At 54.2% G+C, this 20,544-nt stretch carries 17 protein-coding genes; all 17 read right to left on the reverse strand.

From position 1 onward, the window contains the following. Positions 1–23 precede the first annotated feature (23 nt). On the reverse strand, positions 24–308 hold the full coding sequence (locus tag AB6Q56_RS09785; protein ID WP_150430159.1) for an integration host factor subunit beta: 285 nt from the start codon (positions 306–308) through the stop codon (positions 24–26). Between the two features lie 12 nt (positions 309–320). Continuing rightward, complete coding sequence (rpsA, locus tag AB6Q56_RS09790) at positions 321–2,000, reverse strand: 30S ribosomal protein S1 (RefSeq protein WP_434516856.1); 1,680 nt, start codon at positions 1,998–2,000, stop codon at positions 321–323. An 89-nt stretch (positions 2,001–2,089) separates the two neighbouring features. Further along, entirely contained in the window at positions 2,090–4,021 is a 1,932-nt protein-coding gene (locus AB6Q56_RS09795; protein ID WP_434516857.1) for a bifunctional 3-phosphoshikimate 1-carboxyvinyltransferase/cytidylate kinase, read from the reverse strand. 60 nt (positions 4,022–4,081) lie between these two features. Then, positions 4,082–5,905 carry a polysaccharide biosynthesis protein gene (locus AB6Q56_RS09800; RefSeq protein ID WP_434516858.1) on the reverse strand — a complete coding sequence of 608 codons (1,824 nt, stop codon included), beginning with the start codon at positions 5,903–5,905 and terminating at the stop codon, positions 4,082–4,084. A 57-nt stretch (positions 5,906–5,962) separates the two neighbouring features. Next, a complete protein-coding gene (locus tag AB6Q56_RS09805) occupies positions 5,963–6,526 on the reverse strand; it encodes a sugar transferase (RefSeq protein ID WP_434516859.1) in 564 nt (187 codons plus the stop codon). Then, complete coding sequence (locus tag AB6Q56_RS09810; protein WP_434516860.1) at positions 6,523–7,506, reverse strand: NAD-dependent epimerase/dehydratase family protein; 984 nt, start codon at positions 7,504–7,506, stop codon at positions 6,523–6,525. The genes AB6Q56_RS09805 and AB6Q56_RS09810 overlap by 4 nt, the downstream gene beginning before the upstream one ends. An 8-nt stretch (positions 7,507–7,514) precedes the next feature. Continuing rightward, positions 7,515–8,669, reverse strand: a complete 1,155-nt coding sequence (locus AB6Q56_RS09815; RefSeq protein ID WP_434516861.1) for a glycosyltransferase — start codon at positions 8,667–8,669, stop codon at positions 7,515–7,517. A gap of 75 nt (positions 8,670–8,744) precedes the next feature. Further along, complete coding sequence (locus AB6Q56_RS09820) at positions 8,745–9,389, reverse strand: acetyltransferase (RefSeq protein ID WP_434516862.1); 645 nt, start codon at positions 9,387–9,389, stop codon at positions 8,745–8,747. Beyond that, the gene (locus AB6Q56_RS09825) at positions 9,386–11,041 is read right to left on the reverse strand and encodes a glycosyltransferase (RefSeq protein ID WP_434516863.1); all 1,656 of its coding nucleotides are present in this window, start codon (positions 11,039–11,041) and stop codon (positions 9,386–9,388) included. The genes AB6Q56_RS09820 and AB6Q56_RS09825 overlap by 4 nt, the downstream gene beginning before the upstream one ends. Continuing rightward, the gene (locus AB6Q56_RS09830; protein ID WP_434516864.1) at positions 11,032–12,579 is read right to left on the reverse strand and encodes a glycosyltransferase; all 1,548 of its coding nucleotides are present in this window, start codon (positions 12,577–12,579) and stop codon (positions 11,032–11,034) included. Before AB6Q56_RS09830 ends, AB6Q56_RS09825 begins: the two co-directional genes overlap by 10 nt. Before the next feature lie 130 nt (positions 12,580–12,709). Next, positions 12,710–13,836 (reverse strand): IS3 family transposase gene (locus AB6Q56_RS09835; RefSeq protein WP_374755713.1). Its coding sequence is split into 2 segments (ribosomal slippage): positions 12,710–13,578 and positions 13,578–13,836, totalling 1,128 coding nucleotides; the frame shifts between segments, so codons are not numbered across the junction. Positions 13,837–13,886: 50 nt separating this feature from the next. Further along, complete coding sequence (locus tag AB6Q56_RS09840) at positions 13,887–14,090, reverse strand: sugar phosphate nucleotidyltransferase (protein WP_434516865.1); 204 nt, start codon at positions 14,088–14,090, stop codon at positions 13,887–13,889. A 121-nt stretch (positions 14,091–14,211) separates the two neighbouring features. Then, a complete protein-coding gene (locus AB6Q56_RS09845; protein ID WP_434516866.1) occupies positions 14,212–15,348 on the reverse strand; it encodes a glycosyltransferase family 4 protein in 1,137 nt (378 codons plus the stop codon). After that, positions 15,345–17,306, reverse strand: a complete 1,962-nt coding sequence (gene asnB, locus AB6Q56_RS09850) for an asparagine synthase (glutamine-hydrolyzing) (protein ID WP_434516867.1) — start codon at positions 17,304–17,306, stop codon at positions 15,345–15,347. The genes AB6Q56_RS09845 and asnB overlap by 4 nt, the downstream gene beginning before the upstream one ends. 41 nt (positions 17,307–17,347) lie before the next feature. Further along, a complete protein-coding gene (locus AB6Q56_RS09855; RefSeq protein WP_434516868.1) occupies positions 17,348–18,502 on the reverse strand; it encodes a glycosyltransferase in 1,155 nt (384 codons plus the stop codon). Next, positions 18,495–19,730, reverse strand: a complete 1,236-nt coding sequence (locus tag AB6Q56_RS09860) for a lipopolysaccharide biosynthesis protein (protein ID WP_434516869.1) — start codon at positions 19,728–19,730, stop codon at positions 18,495–18,497. Before AB6Q56_RS09860 ends, AB6Q56_RS09855 begins: the two co-directional genes overlap by 8 nt. 173 nt (positions 19,731–19,903) lie before the next feature. Continuing rightward, positions 19,904–20,533 (reverse strand): acyltransferase, encoded by a 630-nt coding sequence (locus tag AB6Q56_RS09865; protein ID WP_434516870.1) that lies wholly within the window; start codon positions 20,531–20,533, stop codon positions 19,904–19,906. Positions 20,534–20,544: the final 11 nt, after the last annotated feature.

Consider the following 20,544-nt stretch of genomic DNA (forward strand, 5'->3'; position numbering starts at 1 on the left):
ACCACATTGAGCCAAGCCCGGCGTCAGATCATCTGATCGACCCGTTCGCGCAACTCTTTTCCGGCCTTGAAATGGGGAACCCATTTAGCCGGCACACTGACCTTCTCCCCCGACTTGGGGTTGCGTCCAACACGCGGTGGCCGGTAGTTGAGCGCAAAGCTGCCGAATCCGCGGATCTCGATGCGATCTCCGCGCACCAGCGCTTCGGACATCGCATCGAGAATCATCTTGACCGCAAAATCAGCATCCTTCGCCACCAACTGCGGAAACCGCTCCGCCAGTCGGGCGATGAGCTCGGATTTGGTCATGCTAGTGCCTTATCAGCCTTGTTGGTTGAGTTTGGCCTTCAGCAGGGCGCCCAGGTTGGTCGTACCGGAAGCAGCGGAGGCGGATTCAGAAGCCAGCTTCTGCATCGCTTCGTGCTGTTCGGCATTGTCCTTGGCCTTGATGGACAGGTTGATGCCACGGGTCTTGCGATCCACGTTGATGATCATGGCTTCGACTTCGTCGCCCACCTTCAGGTGTTGCGATAGGTCGTCGATACGATCACGCGAGAACTCGGAAGCACGCAGGTAACCTTCGTTCTCGCCATCCAGCGTCAGCACGGCGCCGCGGGCATCCACCGTCTTGACGGTAGCGCGCACGATGCTGTTCTTCTCGTGGGTAGCGATGAAGTTGGTATACGGGTCGCCTTCGAGTTGCTTGATACCCAGAGAGATACGCTCCTTCTCGACGTCAATGCCGAGCACGACGGCCTCGACTTCGTCACCCTTCTTGAAGTTGCGGATGGCTTCTTCGCCAGTCGCGGACCAGGACAGGTCGGACAGGTGAACCAGACCATCGATGCCACCCGGCAGGCCGATGAAGATGCCGAAATCGGTGATCGACTTGATGGCACCGCGGACCTTGTCGCCCTTCTTGTGGTTCATGGCGAAATCGTCCCACGGGTTCGGCAGGCACTGCTTCATACCCAGGGAGATGCGACGACGCTCTTCGTCGATTTCCAGAATCATGACTTCGACTTCGTCACCCAGGGAAACGACCTTGGACGGATGGACGTTCTTGTTGGTCCAGTCCATTTCGGAGACGTGCACCAGGCCTTCGATGCCTTGTTCGATTTCAACGAAGGAACCGTAGTCGGTCAGGTTCGTGACCTTGCCGAACAGGCGAGTACCGGCCGGGTAACGGCGGGCAATACCAACCCACGGATCGTCGCCCAGTTGCTTCATACCCAGGGAGACGCGGTTCTTCTCTGCGTCGAACTTGAGGATCTTGGCGGTAACTTCGTCACCAACGTTGAGCACTTCGCTCGGGTGACGGACGCGGCGCCAGGCCAGGTCGGTGATGTGCAGCAGACCATCGATGCCGCCCAGATCAACGAATGCGCCGTAGTCGGTGATGTTCTTGACGATACCCTTGACGGTGGTGCCTTCCTTAAGGTTCTCGAGGAGCTTTTCGCGATCCTTGTCAGCGGTGGCTTCGAGCACGGCACGACGGGACATCACGACATTGTTGCGCTTACGATCCAGCTTGATGACCTTGAATTCGAGGGTCTTGCCTTCGTACGGGGTGGTGTCCTTGACCGGACGCATGTCGACCAGAGAGCCCGGCAGGAACGCGCGGACGCCGTTGGACATGACGGTCAGACCGCCCTTGACCTTGCCGGTGATGGTGCCGGTGACCAGGGTGTTGTTGTTCAGGGCTTCTTCCAGGAAGTTCCAGGCGGCGATGCGCTTGGCGCGATCGCGCGACAGGCGCGTAGCGCCGTAGCCGTCTTCCAGCATTTCGATGGCAACTTGAACGAAGTCGCCTTCCTTGACTTCGATCTCGCCCTGATCATTCAGGAATTCTTCGAGCGGAACATAGGATTCCGATTTCAGGCCGGCATTGACCACGACGAAATTGTGATCGATGGCCACCACTTCGGCAGTGATGACTTCGCCTTGACGCATTTCCTGGCGGGCCAGGGATTCTTCAAAAAGTTGAGCAAAAGATTCCATTACGGACAGACCTTCTTGCCACGAATCGCGAGACCCGCAGCGGGTTGAGGTTAAGAACATGTTACCGACCGTTGCAGCCGGCAACACCTTTATAAAGACGCCTCCCTGGCCCACTCCAGCACCTGATTCACCGCCTGATCGATGGTGAGATGCGTGGTGTCGAGCAGCTTGGCATCAGCCTCCTGCCTAAGCGGCGCCACGCTGCGCTGCGAATCGCGCGCATCGCGTTGCTGCAGATCAGCCAGAAGGTCCGGGAGATTAGCAGAGAACCCTTTTTCGATCAACTGCTTATAGCGACGTTCGGCACGCGCCTCGGCACTCGCCGTCAGGAAGACCTTGAGCGGGGCTTTCGGGAAAATGACCGACCCCATGTCACGGCCATCGCCAACCAGGCCGGGCAGCCTATTGAACGCACGCTGACGGAACAAGAGCGCCTCGCGCACGGCCGGCAAAGCGGCAACTCTCGAGGCACCGGCCGACATTTCCTCGGTGCGGATGGCATCACCAACCAGAGCACCATTGAGCCGAATGTTGTTGCCGGAAAATTCCACGTCAAGGACTGCCGCCAATCCGGCAACGCCGGCTTCGTCAGCCCAATAGACGCCGGCTTGTTTCGCAGCCAGGGCCGTCAGGCGATAGAGCGCCCCCGAATCCAGATAGGCAAAACCTAGCGCTTCGGCCACCCGTGCCGCTACCGTTCCCTTGCCCGAAGCCGACGGGCCGTCAATGGCAATGACCGGCGCCGCACGGGTCACCGCTGCAAAACGCTCGAAGTAATCCGGGAAAGTCTTGGCAACGCACTTCGGATCGTTGATACGCAGCGGCGTGCCGAAAGCTGCCAGCGAAAAGCACATCGCCATGCGGTGGTCGTCATAGGTGTCGATAGCAGCCGGATGCAGGACTGCCGGTGTGACACGGATGTAGTCCGCCCCCTCCTCGACTTCCGCCCCCAGCTTACGCAACTCGATCGCCATCGCCGCGATGCGATCAGTTTCCTTGACCCGCCAACTGGCGATATTACGCAGGGTAGTCGTGCCTTTGGCGAACAGGGCGGCCGTAGCCAGCGTCATCGCGGCATCAGGAATGTGATTGCAATCCAGATCGACCGCGACCAGCCCCCCCTCCGGCGCCTTCGCCTCCATCCAGTTCGGCCCCACAGCAATCAGCGCCCCCATCTGAGCCAGAGCCTCTGCAAATTTCACGTCGCCCTGAATTGAGTCTCGGCCAACGCCTTCAACACGCACCGGCCCACCGCCGATGGCGCCAAGAGCAAGGAAATAGGAAGCCGACGAGGCATCTCCCTCGACATAGATCGTTCCCGGCGAAACATAGCGGCTCCCCGCCTTGATCATGAAACGCTGCCAGCCGTCACGCTCCACAACAACGCCGAAGCGAGCCATCGTCGCCAGCGTGATCTCGATGTAGGGCTTAGAAATCAATTCGCCAACCACCTCGACAACCACCTCCTCACCCGTCAACGGCAAGGCCATCAGCAAGCCGGTCAGGAACTGGCTGGATACATCGCCGCGGACCTTGACCACGCCACCCGGCTGGATGCTGGCCGGCTTCAATTGCAGCGGCGGATAACCTTCATTCGCCAGATAGGAGATATCGGCGCCCAACTGACGTAGTCCATCGACCAGGTCGCCAATCGGCCGCTCGTGCATACGGGCGACACCCTTCAGGATGTAATTACCGCCAGAAAGCGCCAGGGCAGCAGTTAACGGACGAAAAACCGTGCCGGCGTTACCGAGAAAAAGCTCTGCCTCCTTCACCGGAAAACGCCCGCCACTACCGGTGATGCGCCAGCTTTCCGCGCCCAAATGCTCCACACCGAGGCCCAGCGCCCTGAGCGCATCGAGCATGCGCTCGGTGTCATCGGAAGCCAGCAGGTCACGAACCTCGGTGACACCTTCGGACAGAGCCGCCAGAAGCAGAACACGATTGGAGATACTTTTCGAACCTGGCAGTCGTACGCCACCGTTGGCAGAGCATAATTGGGGAAGGTCAAGAAATTCCATGGTGTATCGCAATAGCTGAAAGGAAAAGCGCAGACTGGTCAAATATCCAGGCCAAAGATACTAGAACGCGCGCGATGGGTTGTACTCGGGAACATGACGGCTCAGGGCCGCCTTGACATCGGTTTCGAAGCGAACAGCCGCCTGCAGCCAAGCCAGGATATCGCCCCGCTCTTCGTCCGTCATTGCATCTGCAAGACGAGCGATGCGTAATTTTGGATGTGGCGTGGGCAGGGTGGTTTCATCATCGGCAAGCAACTCCTCATAGAGCTTCTCACCCGGTCTCAGGCCCGAAAACTCGATACGAATTTCATCCTCCGAAAAGCCGGACAAGCGGATCATATCCCGTGCCAAATCGACGATCCGAACCGGCTCCCCCATGTCGAGGACAAAAATCTCGCCCCCCCTACCCATCAATACGGCCTGAAGTACCAGCTGCGCTGCTTCCGGTATAGTCATAAAATAGCGAACGATATCGGGATGAGTGACAGTCACCGGGCCGCCCCGAGCAATTTGCTCGCGGAACTTGGGAATCACGCTTCCGTTGCTACCGAGTACGTTACCAAAGCGAACGGTAACAATTTTTGTGCGTTGTTCCGCATTTACCGTCTGACACAAGCGCTCGGCCAAACGCTTCGTCGCCCCCATGACGTTCGTTGGATTGACTGCCTTGTCGGTCGAAATCAGGACGAAACGCTCGACACCGGCCGCGACTGCTGCTTTTGCCACCGTGTAGGTTCCCAGGGCATTGGTGCGCACAGCTTGCCAAGCGTTAACATCCTCCATCAGCGGAACATGCTTGTATGCGGCGGCGTGAAAAACCATCGCCGGTCTTTCTGCGGCCATGATTTCGGCTACTCTCGAGGCATCACGAACGTCCGCCGCCCAACAGTGCCGCCGTACGCTTGGAAAAACCTGCTGCAGAACCTCGTCAATCTGGTAAAGCGCAAACTCAGAAGAATCGACCAACACCAAATGCCTAGGCTTAAAGCGCGCGATCTGTTTACAAAGCTCAGAACCAATCGACCCGCCAGCACCGGTTACCAGAACAACCTTATCCGCCAACATCGCCCGCAAACTGTCGTCATCTAGAAACACCTGCTCCCGCCCCAACAGGTCCTCCAACTCCACCCTGCGGATATTGGTGACAGACAGACGCCCTGCCAGCAAATCATCATACGACGGCATAGTCATAATCGACAGACCTGCTGCCGCTGCCAGCTCAGCTGCTGCGCGCCGCACAGCAGGACGAGCCGAAGGCATTGCCATGACCACATGCTTCACATCGTAGCTCTCCGCCACCTGCGCGATCATATCCAATGGCCCGTAAACAGGCAGTCCGCGCAGGCGTCGCCCCTGTTTGGAGGGATTGTCGTCAATCAATGCCACTGCGTACCATAACCCACTTCGTTGCATCTCCCGCAACAGCGAGTCCGCAGCCTCGCCAGCCCCCAGTATCAGGACCGGCTGCCCCCGCATCCTAGCTGGGCCATAAAGACGGTGTTCCTTCCAGCTGCGATATGCAAAACGGCTCCCCCCCATCAACACAGCCAGCAACAGCGGGTGCATAACGAGCACAGATCGCGGGATTGGCCCAAAACCAAGAAAGACTACCGCAAGCACGACCAGCAATGCCCCAGCGCAGACCGCCGCGAGGATATGCTGCATATCCGACAGACTAGCGAATCGCCACAGACCACGATATAGCCCAAATGCGAAAAACAGCCCACCGAACAGAGGAAAAATCCAAAGCGTTGACTTCAGGCCAGATGAAAGGAACTCCGTCGGAATGTCAAAATTGAAGCGGAACGCGAAGGCCATGCCCCATGCCAACACGACAGCAACCAAGTCGTGAATAAAAGCAGCAAGGGTACGGGGGTTGAACATGAAAAAACTTTCGGAGATTCAGGCAAATGGTCAATTGTAACCTGCCCTGCCCCTTACTTAATGCGACACCCCGTCTCGACGTAACACCTTTATAAAAGTCAGCCAAAGAATCCTGATATCAAAGACTAGCGACCTTCTCTCCAAATACTCCGCATCCAGCCTGATCTTTTCGGAAATCGGTAACTCATCGCGTCCGTTGATTTGAGCCCAGCCAGTCAGCCCCGGTACCAGTTCATGCGCCCCGCACGCGGTACGCAGTGCGATCAGATCATCCTGATTGAACAGCGCAGGTCGCGGACCGACAAAACTCATATCACCGCGCAAAATACTCCACAGTTGCGGCAGTTCATCAAGGCTAGACTTCCGAAGAAATGATCCGATCGGAGTCAACCAAGCCTTGGGATTCTCAAGCAAATGCGTTGCGACGGCGGGCGTATCGACACGCATACTTCGGAACTTAGGCATCTTGAACAGACAGTTGTGGCGACCAACACGATCTGACCAATACAATACAGGCCCAGGAGATGTGATTCTTACTAACAATGCTACGAGCACAATAGGGACTATCAGGACCAGCAAGGCTAATAGAGCCAGCATAAGGTCAAGAATTCGCTTCATCATAAACTCAATCCGCCTGACATCATCTCGGAGAGGCCATCCTCCAAGGATATCTGTGCGCCCCAACCCAGATCCCTCTTAATGCGCGCCGGTGAATACCAAGCCGACCCCAAAAGGCGTTGCAGTACCTCACTATCAAAAGGCATGCGCCGGCCTGAAACACGGCCTAGGCCATCACCAATCCTGGCCAAACCTTGAAGCCAGAACCTTGGCACCGCCCCCCCCCGACGAGGCAAACCTGACACACCTCGAATCGCTTCGTACAACTGCCGCCCTGACGGAGCGAATTCATTTGCCACAATGTATGTTTGCCCAGCAGCCCGAGAATCACTGACTACCAAGCGTATCGCCGAAACAACATCGTTAACGTGAACCAAAGAACGATGATTACCAGTTTCCGGCAGTGGAGGAAAAATCCCTAAACGGATCAACCGACCCATACGCTCCAGATTTCCCCTCCCTCCGGCGCCATAGACCATGGCCAAGCGCAAGTTGACCACGTGCATGCCATAACGCACCCCAGCCTCGAGCACCGCTTCTTCTGCAGCACGCTTGGCACGCCCATAGTCCGTTTGAGGAAGACCTGGCCAATCTTCGTCTGCGCAAGCATCACGTGGCTCGGCCATAGCCTTGACACTGGACAGAAACACAAAGCACCTTACACCCGCCTGGCCGGCAGCATTCACGAGATTGCGTGTCCCCTCAAAATTGATTAACTGATGCCGTACTGCCTCATCCTGATTCAATGCCGAGAACGCGTGAGCATACCCGGCACAATGAAACACGGTATCGACAGTCTCACAGGCCAACCCCAAGGAGGCTGCATCCTGCAAGTCCCCAACCACCACATTCTTGCTATCGCGCCACATTCGCGAGAGAGTTCTTGAGGGAACACCGTCTGCCTCAAGTGCTGAAAGCAATCGATTGCCGACAAACCCACTCGCTCCAGTTATCAATGCGAGCCTACCGAATCCGCTGCTCATTTCATGCCCTATCCAGCATTATGCCGTTCACACACCTCTTTATAGAGAGCCGAATATGCCCTGCCCTGAGCTTCTCCCGAAAACAGGCTCTCATAACGCGCCCGCGCCGCCAAACCCATTTTCTTGGCCAGATCATCATCGCCAATTAGCTTGTTGATGGCACTTGCCAGATCGCCCGAACTTTCCGGCGGAACGACCAAGCCTGTTTCGCCATTAACATTTACAAACGAGGTTCCGGTGCCGATCTCACAGCAAACCATCGGCTTCCCAAACATGGAAGCCTCAACCAGAACCATGCCAAAAGCTTCAGAGCGGACTTGAGAAGGCAAGGCAAACAGGGCGCATCCGGCGAGCAAGTCGCGCTTTTCCTCCTCCGACACCTGACCAGCAAAGATGACATTGCTCACCTGACGCGAATGAGTAAGCGCCTTAAGCGCCCCCTCTTCCGGTCCGGAGCCTGCAATGACAATCGGGCAATCGATCTGGCTCGCAGCCTCGATCAGCGTGTGCAAGCCCTTGTAATAACGCAGCACCCCCAGGGCGAGGACAAATCTCCCTGCGGGCAAGTTGAGACGATGCAGGATCCCTTCCGTGATACCACGGGCAGATTGCTCTGCCGAACACTCGGTAACGTAATCCCGAATGCCGAGTGGAATAGCCTTCACCTTGTCGGAAGGAACGATAGACCGGAGCACCGAACTCGTTCTGATGTACGCCGGGGAAGTGGCCACCACGGCATCCATTGAGTTGAGCGTCCGACGCATCAGCGGGCCATAAAGTACGGATAACGTACGCTGACGAACAATATCCGAGTGATAAGTCATCACCTTCGGCCGACGCGCGACATCCAGGATGTTGAGAAGATCGGCAAACGGCCAGGGAAAATGAAAATGCAGGACATCCGCTTCTGCTGCCCGTTTGGCAAAAAGGCGAAAAGCGGAGATACCTCCCAAATCGCAGGAAGCAGGTGCCAACCAGGAGCGTTCTCGCCAAACCCGCGCCTCCGGCAGTCGCACATCTCCCGGAATAGGCTGTGGCGACAAGGTCATTACAGAAGGCTCAACACCAAATTTACGGGTACCAAGACAGATCTGCCGAATTGCCTCCTGAAGACCACCGGGCGGGTCGGGGAAATACGTTCGGTAGACATGCAACACTTTCACAATACGCCTCGATGGTATGGCGTCGAAAAACAAAGTGACCAAATCAGGTGTTTGGCAAGCCCCATTGTCATCGCATCACGCACTCTGGGAGGGTGGCTTCATCGACAGCGACCTCGCAGGCACCCCCACGTAAGTCCCGGGAATTTCGATCGATCGACTGACCACCGCACCAGCCCCAACGATTACGTCGTTGCACACCAAAACTTGATCGATGATCGTTGCCCCAGCGCCCAGCATCGAATAGTCGCCAAGCCTGCTCCTACCGGCAATTGCGGCATTGACTGAAACGTGACAGAAATCGCCAACTTGGCACTCATGCTCGACGATTGCGCCCGTATTGATGATGCAGGCACGACCAACCCCGGCCATTGGGCCGACATGGGCATGGTGGCCGACAAAACAACCATCAGCAAGGCTCGCTCCGGCGCCAATACTCGCCTTTGGCGAAATCAGCGTGGCGATAGGAAATCCAAGTTCGCACGCAGTGATACACTGGATTTCACGTTTTCGGTTATCACCCGCGGCAGGGAATATCACCCAATCGAGCCCGACGTAAGGAACGATATCAGTGGTGACCGAATACCCGAGAAAACTCTCTCCATCGCGTGCATGCTCGTCGACAAAAACCAGTTCGACGTAACCACAGGCCAACGCGACATCCGCAACGCTCCGCGCATGCCCTCCAAAGCCCAGAATCAGGAGCTTTCTGCGTTCTATCATGCCACGCTGCCCGCTGATTGCTCTGGAAGCTGCGCTATCCGCTCAAGCACAACAAGATGCTCATCGACGACATCGGCCCAGGTCCGCCGCAACAACTCCGCATAGGTGCGGCGCTGGATAGACAGAAGATCATCACGATGAGCCAGAGCCCATTCGATCCGATCAGCCAGACTCAGCCAATCGTAAGGGTCGAAAAAGGTCATGTCTTGGAGTTCCGGATCGGTCAACACTTCCTCGGTGACCGGAATTCTCGCCATCACCACGGGCGTATCGACCGACAAAGCTTCGGTAAAGGTAAATGGGCACCCCCCCTCGCTCAGACTGGGATTTACCGCTAAGTCAGCAAGTTTGTAGCAGGCTGCAAGTTCCTGTACCTTCAATCCATGCAAGAACAACACATCATTCTCCAGATGATGTTCTTCAATGAACTTCTGAACCGGTGCCCATCCGTAAGGATTGCCGGTCATAATCAACTTGTGGCCGACAAACCGCTTCCGCAAAAGATACTCATATGCGCGAAGCAGCGTCAGAACATTCTTGTTTGGCCGCAACTGGCTGGCATAAAAGAAGAATTTCAGTTCGCCATTTTGAAACCCTTTGGCATACCCTTGGTTAAATGAACGCTGGATCGCATTGATCAACAGGCCCTGGCAATAATTGCGCGAGGCCGCCTCATGGTCGGGAAGGCCCTTGATATTGACCCAATGACTCAAATCATTGGGAGCATGATGAACGACAGCGACGCACCCAGGAGATACAGCGTAGCGATCCACCAAAGTGTCCCACTTAACACTGTTGCTATAGGTGACAAAGTGCTGGCCACCTCGAATGGCACTTTCAACGAATTGGAAAGTTTCAAGGAAGCGATCACCACCGACGCCGGCAAAGCCAACCGGAAAATCGGCCAGCACCACGTCTGGGACACACATCAGACGCGGCACCTTGATGCCGTTGAAGGCAGGCCAGAAGGCCGTTGGGCAGTACCAGGCGCGAATATCCTGCAAATTGTTTATCAGCGCCAGCATACGCTGGCCCTCATGGTGCTCCATAACTCGATACATTCGCAGCGCAACGCCATCATCCTTGGGCTTCGCGATCAAGGCTTGTAAGCGTTGATGCAATTTCCCCAGCCGTTTGACGATGCGCCAGAACACGCGTCGGCCCAAAAAACCGGCCCCAACAAAGATGCCCAAAGCCAACCACAAAGGCATCAGCGCTAGAAACGCCAGTATCAGTAGGAAGATCGGCAGCATCCGAAGGATCAGCGCTCCTACTGACTCGGCCGTGGCAATCCCGCGAAGCGTGTTTTCAACAACGCGGGTCTTGAAGTTTCGTAATCTATTGGCAAGATCACCCAAGCGCGACGATTTCCGCTTGCGCTTTCGATAATCGAGCCAGCCTTGGTAAAGGTTTAGTGCTGCTGGAACCATGTCCGGTGCAACGATATCCACACATCGCAGTGGTACGTGCTCGGCCTCGAAAAGCCGTTCAAGGCTATTACGTGACCAACTGGGACAGACGATCACGAAATGAACATCCTCTCTCGCGGCTGCCCCCTTAAGGAAAGCCGCCAGATAACGCCCCAAGCCCTCGTGGCGCAAATCCACGGTAGGGGCATATGCCAAATATATTCCATAGCGTTTCACAGACATTCGTGAATTGCCTTCCAATAATCGCCAGCCAGTCGTTGCACGTCTTGGGTGGCCAATTCATCCGCCGTCGGAAGTTTGCCTTTAAGAGCGGTGTAATCGCGCTCCATTTTTAATAAAGCATCAGCCATTGATCGCGCGTCATCCGCCATCTGCCACATCAGGTTTAGTCGGAATTGATCGTCAATTTCTCGCATCGCCGGGTAATCGCTACTCAAGGCTGGAACACCAAGTCTTGCCGCTTCAATGACGCTGAATGTACCGTTATCAATACGGCAGGGGTGCCAGAGAAACGCTGCACCAGACAACTGGCGCAAATAATCTTTGTCCGAAAGGTTGCCGCATAAAGTCAAACGGCGCTGTAAGCCCTTGTTGTTTTTCTTGCCTGCCATCACTGACTTGAGATGAGGAAGCGACGAAGACAGCAAAGAATCGGTATCTACCCCAGTAATTACACAGCGCAAGCTACCACCAAGATCCCCGTAATAAATCTGTAGCGCCCGAAGCGCCTTATCGTGATTTTTATGCTGCGCGAGATTGGTTGTCCAGATGAAGTAGTCAGATTCTGCCTGTGATACTGCACATTCATTCGAGACACAAAGAGGAGCCAGCATCGGCAATTTCACCACCTTGTGCGGGCTGACTCCTGCGTACTGAAGTGCATCGACGCGAGTAAAGTTCGTGGTAACAAACACTCTTTCTGCAACTCGCGCAGCATCAAGAAATGGTTGGTCAGCCCCCTTCGGCAAAAATGGCACATAGCGCTGAAGATAGTCGTAGACCATGTGCGCAATTACCCGCAAGGGCAAGATAGGGGCCATCAGCCGGTCCGAGACAATTAACCATAGATCGCAGTCGACGAACTGCTTGATGCCATCATCGAGAATCACATAGCGCTCGGCTTGCGGTTCCCAGTCATCATGACCTGCATAGCGCATGGCACGTTTGGCATCCGACGCCGAGATGTCACGCAAGTTGAAAGGACGCCGCTTTATCCCTCTTGGCAGATCGTCAAAATCATCAGCCGAGTATGCCCCCTCGCTATCAAGGTGAGCAAACACAACCTCTACCGGCTCGCCGGCTTCTCGACTGCCGAGTTGTATCGCCTCAGCGATTAGTTTGGCCCCGCGAAGGCTGCCCCCTTTGTAAGCGATCGGCAAAATAACGGCCACTCGTTTGCGAACAACCATCGGGCGCAGAGTAGTGTTTACCCTTGCCAAATCCAGTTCCCGCAAGACCTGCTGGAAACCAGTCCGCCAAGCGGGCGAACAGCTTTCTGCCTTGATGGCATCAAGCAGAATTGGTTGCGTTGACCGAATCGAACGAATCAAACGCTCGTCTCCCGCCAGAATCCGCTTAATTTTGCTGCGAGCTTGCTCGATCGAATTACAGCGTCCTGGCAAACTCGAGCCACCCAGCATATCCAGCAGCCCACCAGCCATAAAAACCAAGGGCATCCCAGCTGCAACCGCCTCAAAAGGATGATAGTGAATATGATTTTTCTCTTGCGAGTGATAAAACATTAAACGATGCTCGCGCATGTTCTGGACATGCCGCTCACGAGAGACAAACCCTATGACATTCGGATCCTCAACTTCGACTGGTTGAGCACAGAGGTGGCCCCGCGCAGTTGGACAGAAATTTGGTTTTCTTAAGTGAGTTCTCTGCGGGTTAAGCCGCTGCGGCGAGCAGCGGCTGGTTGAAGTAAGCCGTATCCGGGGTTTGCCCGTCAAGCGTTGAGTGCGGGCGACGACGATTGTAAAAATCGAAGTAGCGGGCCAGCGCCTGTCGGACCTCGGAAACGGTGTCGTAGCCGTGCAGGTAAATCTCCTCGTACTTGACCGATTTCCAGAGGCGTTCGACGAATACGTTATCGCGCCAGCAGCCCTTGCCATCCATGCTGACCTGAATGCTGTGCTCCTGAAGCAAGCCAATGAAGGCCGAACTGGTGAATTGGCTGCCCTGGTCTGTGTTCATGATTTCCGGTCGGCCATACTTCATGATGGCCTCTTCCAGAGCATCGACGCAGGGATCAGCCGTCAGGCTGTTCGACAGGCGCCAACTCAGCACCCGACGGGTTGCCCAATCAAGCACCGCGCTCAGATAGACGAAGCCCCGGCGCATCGGGATGTAGGTCGTATCCATGGCCCAGACCTGATTCGGACGCTCGATGGCAAGGCCGCGCAGCAGGTAGGGATAGATGCGGTGTGCCTGGTTGCGCCGACTGGTGTTGGCCTTGCGGTAGATGGCCTGGATATCGAGCTTCTTCATCAGCGTACCGACATGTTTGCGACCGATTTCATGGCCTTCGAGCTTGAGCATATCGCGCAACATCCGCGCACCGGCAAAGGGATGCTCCAGGTGCAGTTCATCAATCCGCCGCATCAGCATCAAATCGATTTCGGATGTGGGCTGCGGCTGGTAATAGACAGAAGAACGCGAAAGCTCAAGTAACTGGACTTGCCTGACGACAGGCAGATCGTGGGCCTTGTCGATCATCGTTTTGCGCTCGCATCGCCGATGCGACCGAGCGCGACGGCCAAAAAATCAATCTCCAACGCCTGCTGGCCTATCTTTGCATGCAAATCCTTCAGGTCCGGCGTGGCCGCCTGCTTCTCGGCAGCCGTCGCAAAGACACCCGAGGCGTTCTCGAGCAATTGTGTCTTCCATTGCGTAATCTGATTCGGATGAACGTCAAACTTCTCTGCTAACGCAGCCAGCGTCTCATCGCCCTTGAGGGCGGCAATCGCCACTTTGGCCTTGAAGGCGGCTGTGTGGTTACGGCGGGGTCTTCTCATTGCTTCTGCTCCTAGGCAGGCGATTTCCATCGCCCATTGAAGCAGAGATTTCACTTAACTCGATGTCCGGATTCGCGGAACCACCTCTCTCCATCATGATCGTTGCTCAAGGCAACACCCGCGGCCCGGAGATAGGTCTTGAGGAGCAAGCTCTGACCATCAGCCAACTGCATAAATGGCTTTGGGCGCCCCTCACGAGAAACAGGCCAAAGACGGGAACCTGCCCCACCAGAAAGTACCACAGGAATAAGCATATGATATTCAAATGCGAAAACCGAACAGTATACTCTCCCCGCAGTCAAACCGCCAATCTCACAATGACAATCGCTTGATATCGACCCCCATTACCAGAGTGAGCTCAACTGAAGATATGGGTCAGGTAATTGATGCGATTCGCAAGGCCTCATAAATTGTCAAATGACGTTCGGCGACCACTTCAATGCTGAACGATTCTTCAGCGAGTTTTCTTGCTGCATAGCCCATGTTTTCTCTCAAGGAATAATCCTCAACAAGGGACTGAATGGCGTCTGCCAATCGCACACTATCATGCGCGGGAACCAATAAGCCTGTGCTTTCAGGTTCGATGGCATCCCGGCACCCCGGCACATCGCAAGTGATGACAGGTCGACCGCTCGCTGCCGCCTCGAGAAGAACTTTAGGCAGTCCTTCTCGATATGACGGAAGAACAACTAGGCTAGCTTGATGCAGCACTGCGGCCATATCGTCGCGATGCCCCCAATACTCAATTGCTCCCGAAGCCACTACCTCGTCCAGATCTTTTTGTCTCCATGACGAAGGATTCGCAAGATCCAAATCTCCAACGAGGCAGAAACGTGCGATCACCCCACGTATCTTGAGCAAGCGAGCTGCCTCAACAAACTCACCGACCCCCTTATCTCGCAATAAGCGGGAGGCCATTAATACTAGCGGAACTCCCTTGGGGAGCGAGGACGCTCTAAAAGCGCGCAGATCAACCCCTGAACCACGGATCAATTCAATCGCAACCTCCGGCAAGTCAACGAACGAGCGCACTGCATCGCGATCATCCGGATTCTGAAAAACCACTTTTATTCGCGGATGTGATAAAGCAATGTGATACATTGCGCCAGCTAGGATCCTTCGAACGCTGGCTTTCCAACCTCGGCTTAGAAAAATAAATCCGAGTCCAGAGATGGCAGCTACCACGGCGGGAACCCTTTCCCAGCGGGCGGCGATCCCGCCAAGTAGCACCGGTTTGATCGTTACCAGATGCACAATATCCGGACGCAGGCGTCGGTAGAGATTCATCATGGCGTCGAATTCATGCCAGGTCGCAAGCAAGCGGCGACCGCCACGTGAAATTTGCAGCTCATGAACCACCGCACCAACCGCTTCGATTTTTTTATGGGCGCCAGTCAAAGTGCAAGCGACGTGGACTTCGTAGCCAGCCTTGATAGCCGCTTCCGCAATGGGCAGTCGATGAGAAACGAAAAACCAGTCAGTGTTAACGACAAATAGGAGTCTGGATTTCATTGAGCGTGTTGTTCAAGCCAAGCCTGGAACATGAGGATATCCCATAGGTGATATTGCCAATTTCTCCGACCTGACAAATGTTCACGCCAACGCGACTCAATGATTGCCGCATCGAAGTAGCCCTCGCTTCGTAGACGCCGAGGATCCATTAGCGCCTCCGCCCAGTCACGTAGAGGGCCACGTAACCAAGCATCGATCGGCACTGCAAAGCCCATTTTGGGGCGATCGATCAACTCAGTGGGAACATGCCGATAAAGAACCTGACGCAAAAGCCACTTGCCATGCCCATCACGGATCTTATAGTCGAGCGGCAATCTCCAGGCAAACTCGACAATCCGATGGTCAAGCATTGGCACCCGGGTTTCAAGTGAAACCCCCATGGCCGCCCGATCCACTTTGGTCAAAATATCATCCGGCAGATAACTCAAGGCATCCAAGGCCATCATACGCGAAACGGGTTTGAGGTCGGCTAGCTTAGGAGCGTTCCAAAAAAAATTGGGCAACTCTCTACCCTCAGGCATTACAGAGGATGGATTCCAGTGAGAAACTAGGCCGCGATAAAGGTCATCGACGTTTTCAGCCGCCAACACTCCAGCCCCCTTGTGTAACTTCTCACCAAGATTGGTAAGCTGCCATTTTCCTGGCAATGCCGACAGAAACAGGCCAGCAAAGTTATTCCAGGCTCTAGGAGATACGGACCGAATCCCATCGGCAAGCACACGCCTAAGAGACCGAGGGAACCTCGACAGATTCCGCCAAAGTCTATCGGTAAACACATAGCGGTTGTAACCACCGAAGAGTTCATCTCCGCCATCACCGGATAGAGACACAGTGACATGCTGACGTGCCAATTGGGAAACAAGGAAGGTGGGAATTTGGGATGAGTCGGAAAACGGTTCGCAGTAAAGCGATGGCAGCCTTGGAATGACGTCCATCGCTTGCTTTGGTGACACATACAGCGTCGTATGATCGGTACCAAGATACTTGGCAACAGCACTGGCGTGCTCAGCTTCGTTATAGTCGATCTCGCTAAAACCGATCGTAAACGTCTTGATCGGCTGCGCCGACTGCGCCTGCATCAAGGCAACAACAGTTGAGGAATCAATACCTCCAGATAAAAATGCCCCCAGAGGAACATCTGCAAGCATTTGCTGGCCTATCGCATCCCTCAGCAGATGCTCAAGAGCATCGACGGCCTCATCCACTGTACCGGAAAATGGATTTTTCTGACCAGTGGCTGCAGTATCAGCGAGTGACCAATAAGCCACAGGGTGAGATTGAGGCTCATGTAATGAAACAGTCAGCAAGCAACCCGGCGGCAGTTTGTAGATACCCTGATAAATCGAATAGGGCGTCGGCACATAGTTGTGGCGCATCAGCAGCGCCAAGGCACCCCGGTTAATCTGCCTCTCAAATTTTGGGTGGGCCCGCAGCGCCTTAAGCTCTGAGCCAAACAACATGCACGCCTGTTGCCCTCGTCCCTGCCAGCCATAATAAAGAGGCTTTTCGCCGAGACGATCACGTGCCAGCGTAAGCTGCCTTAGCTCTCTATCCCAAACGGCAAGGGCAAACATGCCGGTGCAGCGTACTATAGTCTCACTGATACCCCATGCAGAAAATCCGGCAAGTAGGGTTTCCGTATCGCTATGACCTCGCCACCGCGGGGCCCAACCAAGCCTCTCAAGTTCTGCGCGCAACTCAAGGTGATTGTAGATTTCGCCGTTGAAGACTAGAACATAACGATCGAGTGGGCACCGCATGGGTTGGTGCCCAGCCGCTGAGAGATCAAGAATGGCAAGACGTCTATGTGCCAAGCCCAAGCCAGCGGATGTATCTACCCAATAGCCAGCATCATCTGGACCACGATGGACGATAGCATTTGCCATATTTGTAATATTTGACAAAATAACATCATGTCGCATCGGACAAGCTGCCAAGAATCCAGTCAAACCACACATAATCGCTTTATTATTCGACGCACATTGTCACGGATACTCCATCAATGCTCAGAAGTATCATTGAGCAAGGCGTAAATATCGGTCATGGCAGGATAAACAGACCGACGAGAATGCCGACTTTCGGCATAGGCACGCGCCGCTTGACGCTGTGCGGTTAGGTGCGTTTCATTATAAAACATCTCTTTGACAGTAATTGCGATATCCTCCGGCGTTGCTTTGGCAATCTCACCAGCATCGACATCATCGAAAGTATCCTTTGCCATCCGGTATTCATCGTCGTCGCGATAGGCAATTAGTACTGGCATTCCTGATGCCATAGCCTCTAACACTACTGTTCCCATATTTGGACAGCGCGTTGTTTGCAACAAGATATCTGACAAAGCATAAATGGGAGCAGTATCCTTCATTATTCCGAGAAAGTGGATTCTGTGATTACCGGGGAGATCGCTCGCCAATTGCTCAAGTCTTCCTCGCTCCTCCCCGTCCCCAACCACTAGCAGTACATATCGGTCATCATTCAATGCGCACGCGGCTCGAACCGCCAACTCCACACACTTTTCCGGATGCAAACGTGCCACCACTAGTAACACACGATCATCAACGGATATACCAAACCTGCTCCTAGCTTCCGCTCTGACAACAGGATTAGGGGCATACCTGAACGTATCCACACCTATTGACGACACCGAAATACGGCTAGCCGGCACACGCCAGCACTCACGCACTTCACGTTCAGAGTAACGAGTGAATGCCAAAAAACGGTTTACAAGAATCAAATGAAGACGGGTAATAAAAAGCAGGTATTCGAACCCAGATCTGATTGAGCCAGTATGCATTTTGGAATGAATAACCGGAATTCCACACATTTTTGCAGCAATCCATGCAGGAAGTGCCGAAGCTGCCAAATGGGTATGAACCACGGTTATGCGTTCACGTCGAAAATAATCCACAAGCCTTTTAATGGCGGGAAATATTAAAACCATGTATTTCAGGGATGATCTGCTGTTACCTGGATGCAATTTTATGGTTTCAACGTGAATGTCTGGCATCAATCGCTCACCGAGGTCGTGAGGCTCGCCAGCAACGACACTCACGCAAATCCCCGCTGTCTTTAGGGAATTCGATAACTGCACCACATACTGCTCTGCCCCCCCTGCACCCAAGGTAGTAATCACATGGCAAACGTGATTATGCATTTATCCCCCTGACAAAGAAGATGCCGAGCATAACCGACAACGAGGCAGCCCCCATGACCGATAGCGCCGCGCCAACAACACCAAAAATCTCAACAAATATAACTATCAAAACGATGCCGCCAATGGCATTTAGGGCGCTGAGTCTCAACATTTCACTGTCACGCAGACGCAACACAAGCAAGTTGGATAGCATCGCTTGCACCAAAAGTAGCGGCGTTGCCATACTTAGAATCCAAGCTGCTTGACGTAGCTCGAGCGGTGATCTTAATGGTCGCAAGAACAAAAAATCGATTATTAAGGCACCCACAACCCCCAATAGCAGCCCCAAGATGGCGCCACTCACTATGGAGCACCACGGCACGCCAAGTCCACTCCGCACACCATCTTGACGGTTCCACGACCAGAAAAACACACCAGCAATCCCTGTCGCAGCAAGTCCCAAGACAGAAAACAACGTTTGTACCAATGCAAACTTCCCAGCCATTTCTGCCCCGGAAAGGTGTTCGATAACTAGCGGATGAACTCTGCTTGCTAATAAAAATATTGCCGTCGCCAAAAAAAAACGGCCGAATTCGGCAGCTTGCCCCCGAATTTCCAACGAGAATCCCTTTATCGGTCCAAGGGAAGAAAAAGATCCTTTGAGGGCCACAAGTAAACCGACTGCAGAGCCAAATACATACCACAAGATGATCCAGTCTACTCCGTGATCGTCCGCAGTTAACACACCTAGGCCTGTAATTCCAGAAATCACAAAAAACACCACAACCCTCAACAAAAAATATGCTCGTCCCCCTCGAGCGTACTGGAGGCTTGTGACCGGAGCATCGATTGCGGTTTCAAGCAATCGTCCCAAAAAAAAGTATGCAATGAGCCGGACAAACTCTGGGCGACCATCTACATCAGTAACCGATACACAGAAAAGAACCATGGCGGCACCGACAGAAATCACGATAGTCCGCAATACAAGCCCGGCAAAAACAACTGCTGACCTAGAGTCTGCAAGAGGCATTCGCCGCCGCAATGACAAAAGATTTGGTCCGCATACCAATGCAGTGACAAGGGCTACATATGCGTAAGCTAGGCTGAGAATCCCAGCGTCTTTCAGCCCCAAACTGTAACCAACCGCAATAGTCAGCAACAACACCACACCATAAGGCAGCATGTCACCTACAAAAACTAGAGAATACTCAACGATTCCAAGAAATCGAGGCCGGGCGGAATTGCTCACAGTATAAAACGCTCCCCAAACTCAGACACGCCGAATCCAGCCTAGTTTTGCCAACTCAGACACCTGATGGCATCATGTAAACCCTTCTGCGGATACACAGCGACAGAGCCCACTGGTCTAAAACCAATCGGATAACAACAAGCAGCTGCAAGCCCCTCAACCACTACAGAAGCTCAGTTTCCCTCGGAGGCAGCCTTTACATCGTTGATCACCGACTGAATCCAGGCGTCGTCAACGGTTCGAAGCACCTTTCCCGGAACCCCAGCCACTACGACATTATCAGGTATGTCGCCGATCACCACTGACATTGGCATTACGATAACGCCGTTACCGATCTTGACCCCAGGGTAGATGACCGAAGGACCGCCAATAAATACACGATGGCCAATTGAAGTTTGCGCCCGTCGAATCCACGGATTGCCGGGTTCATTATTACCCATGATATTGGACAAGGCACTGGAATGCGTCCATACGAAGACACCGCTGGCTATAGTCGTATGATCGCCAATGATTAGCCCACCAGATGCATCGGTGATTGAGTTTTCGCCAAACCAACAATGCCGACCGCAGACTAGATTTTGCGGCGCGATGATCTTTGCGGACTCCCGTACACGACAACCAGCAGGCAAACCTAGGTCAGCTGCTCGCTCGTCGTCGGTCATAACCAACCCAAGCAGTCGGCGCATGATTTCTGGACGCAGACGGGCGCTGCGTTCGCTATCGCTGAGGCAGAAATCCTCGCACAACCAGAGCTCCCGCATCATATGCAGTAACTCGGCCTTCAATTCAGACTGTTCCCGCATGCTTGATATCC

Origin of the sequence: Dechloromonas sp. ARDL1, assembly GCF_051122455.1 — a bacterium.
GTDB lineage: Bacteria > Pseudomonadota > Gammaproteobacteria > Burkholderiales > Rhodocyclaceae > Azonexus.

Bases quoted from the DNA above. Each gene is read 5' to 3' on its own strand.
- AB6Q56_RS09785 (WP_150430159.1), bottom strand. From the start codon at position 308: ATGACCAAATCCGAGCTCATCGCCCGACTGGCGGAGCGGTTTCCGCAG.
- rpsA (WP_434516856.1), bottom strand. From the start codon at position 2,000: ATGGAATCTTTTGCTCAACTTTTTGAAGAATCCCTGGCCCGCCAGGAA.
- AB6Q56_RS09795 (WP_434516857.1), bottom strand. From the start codon at position 4,021: ATGGAATTTCTTGACCTTCCCCAATTATGCTCTGCCAACGGTGGCGTA.
- AB6Q56_RS09800 (WP_434516858.1), bottom strand. From the start codon at position 5,905: ATGTTCAACCCCCGTACCCTTGCTGCTTTTATTCACGACTTGGTTGCT.
- AB6Q56_RS09805 (WP_434516859.1), bottom strand. From the start codon at position 6,526: ATGATGAAGCGAATTCTTGACCTTATGCTGGCTCTATTAGCCTTGCTG.
- AB6Q56_RS09810 (WP_434516860.1), bottom strand. From the start codon at position 7,506: ATGAGCAGCGGATTCGGTAGGCTCGCATTGATAACTGGAGCGAGTGGG.
- AB6Q56_RS09820 (WP_434516862.1), bottom strand. From the start codon at position 9,389: ATGATAGAACGCAGAAAGCTCCTGATTCTGGGCTTTGGAGGGCATGCG.
- AB6Q56_RS09825 (WP_434516863.1), bottom strand. From the start codon at position 11,041: ATGTCTGTGAAACGCTATGGAATATATTTGGCATATGCCCCTACCGTG.
- AB6Q56_RS09830 (WP_434516864.1), bottom strand. From the start codon at position 12,579: ATGCGCGAGCATCGTTTAATGTTTTATCACTCGCAAGAGAAAAATCAT.
- AB6Q56_RS09840 (WP_434516865.1), bottom strand. From the start codon at position 14,090: ATGCTTATTCCTGTGGTACTTTCTGGTGGGGCAGGTTCCCGTCTTTGG.
- AB6Q56_RS09845 (WP_434516866.1), bottom strand. From the start codon at position 15,348: ATGAAATCCAGACTCCTATTTGTCGTTAACACTGACTGGTTTTTCGTT.
- asnB (WP_434516867.1), bottom strand. From the start codon at position 17,306: ATGTGTGGTTTGACTGGATTCTTGGCAGCTTGTCCGATGCGACATGAT.
- AB6Q56_RS09855 (WP_434516868.1), bottom strand. From the start codon at position 18,502: ATGCATAATCACGTTTGCCATGTGATTACTACCTTGGGTGCAGGGGGG.
- AB6Q56_RS09865 (WP_434516870.1), bottom strand. From the start codon at position 20,533: ATGCGGGAACAGTCTGAATTGAAGGCCGAGTTACTGCATATGATGCGG.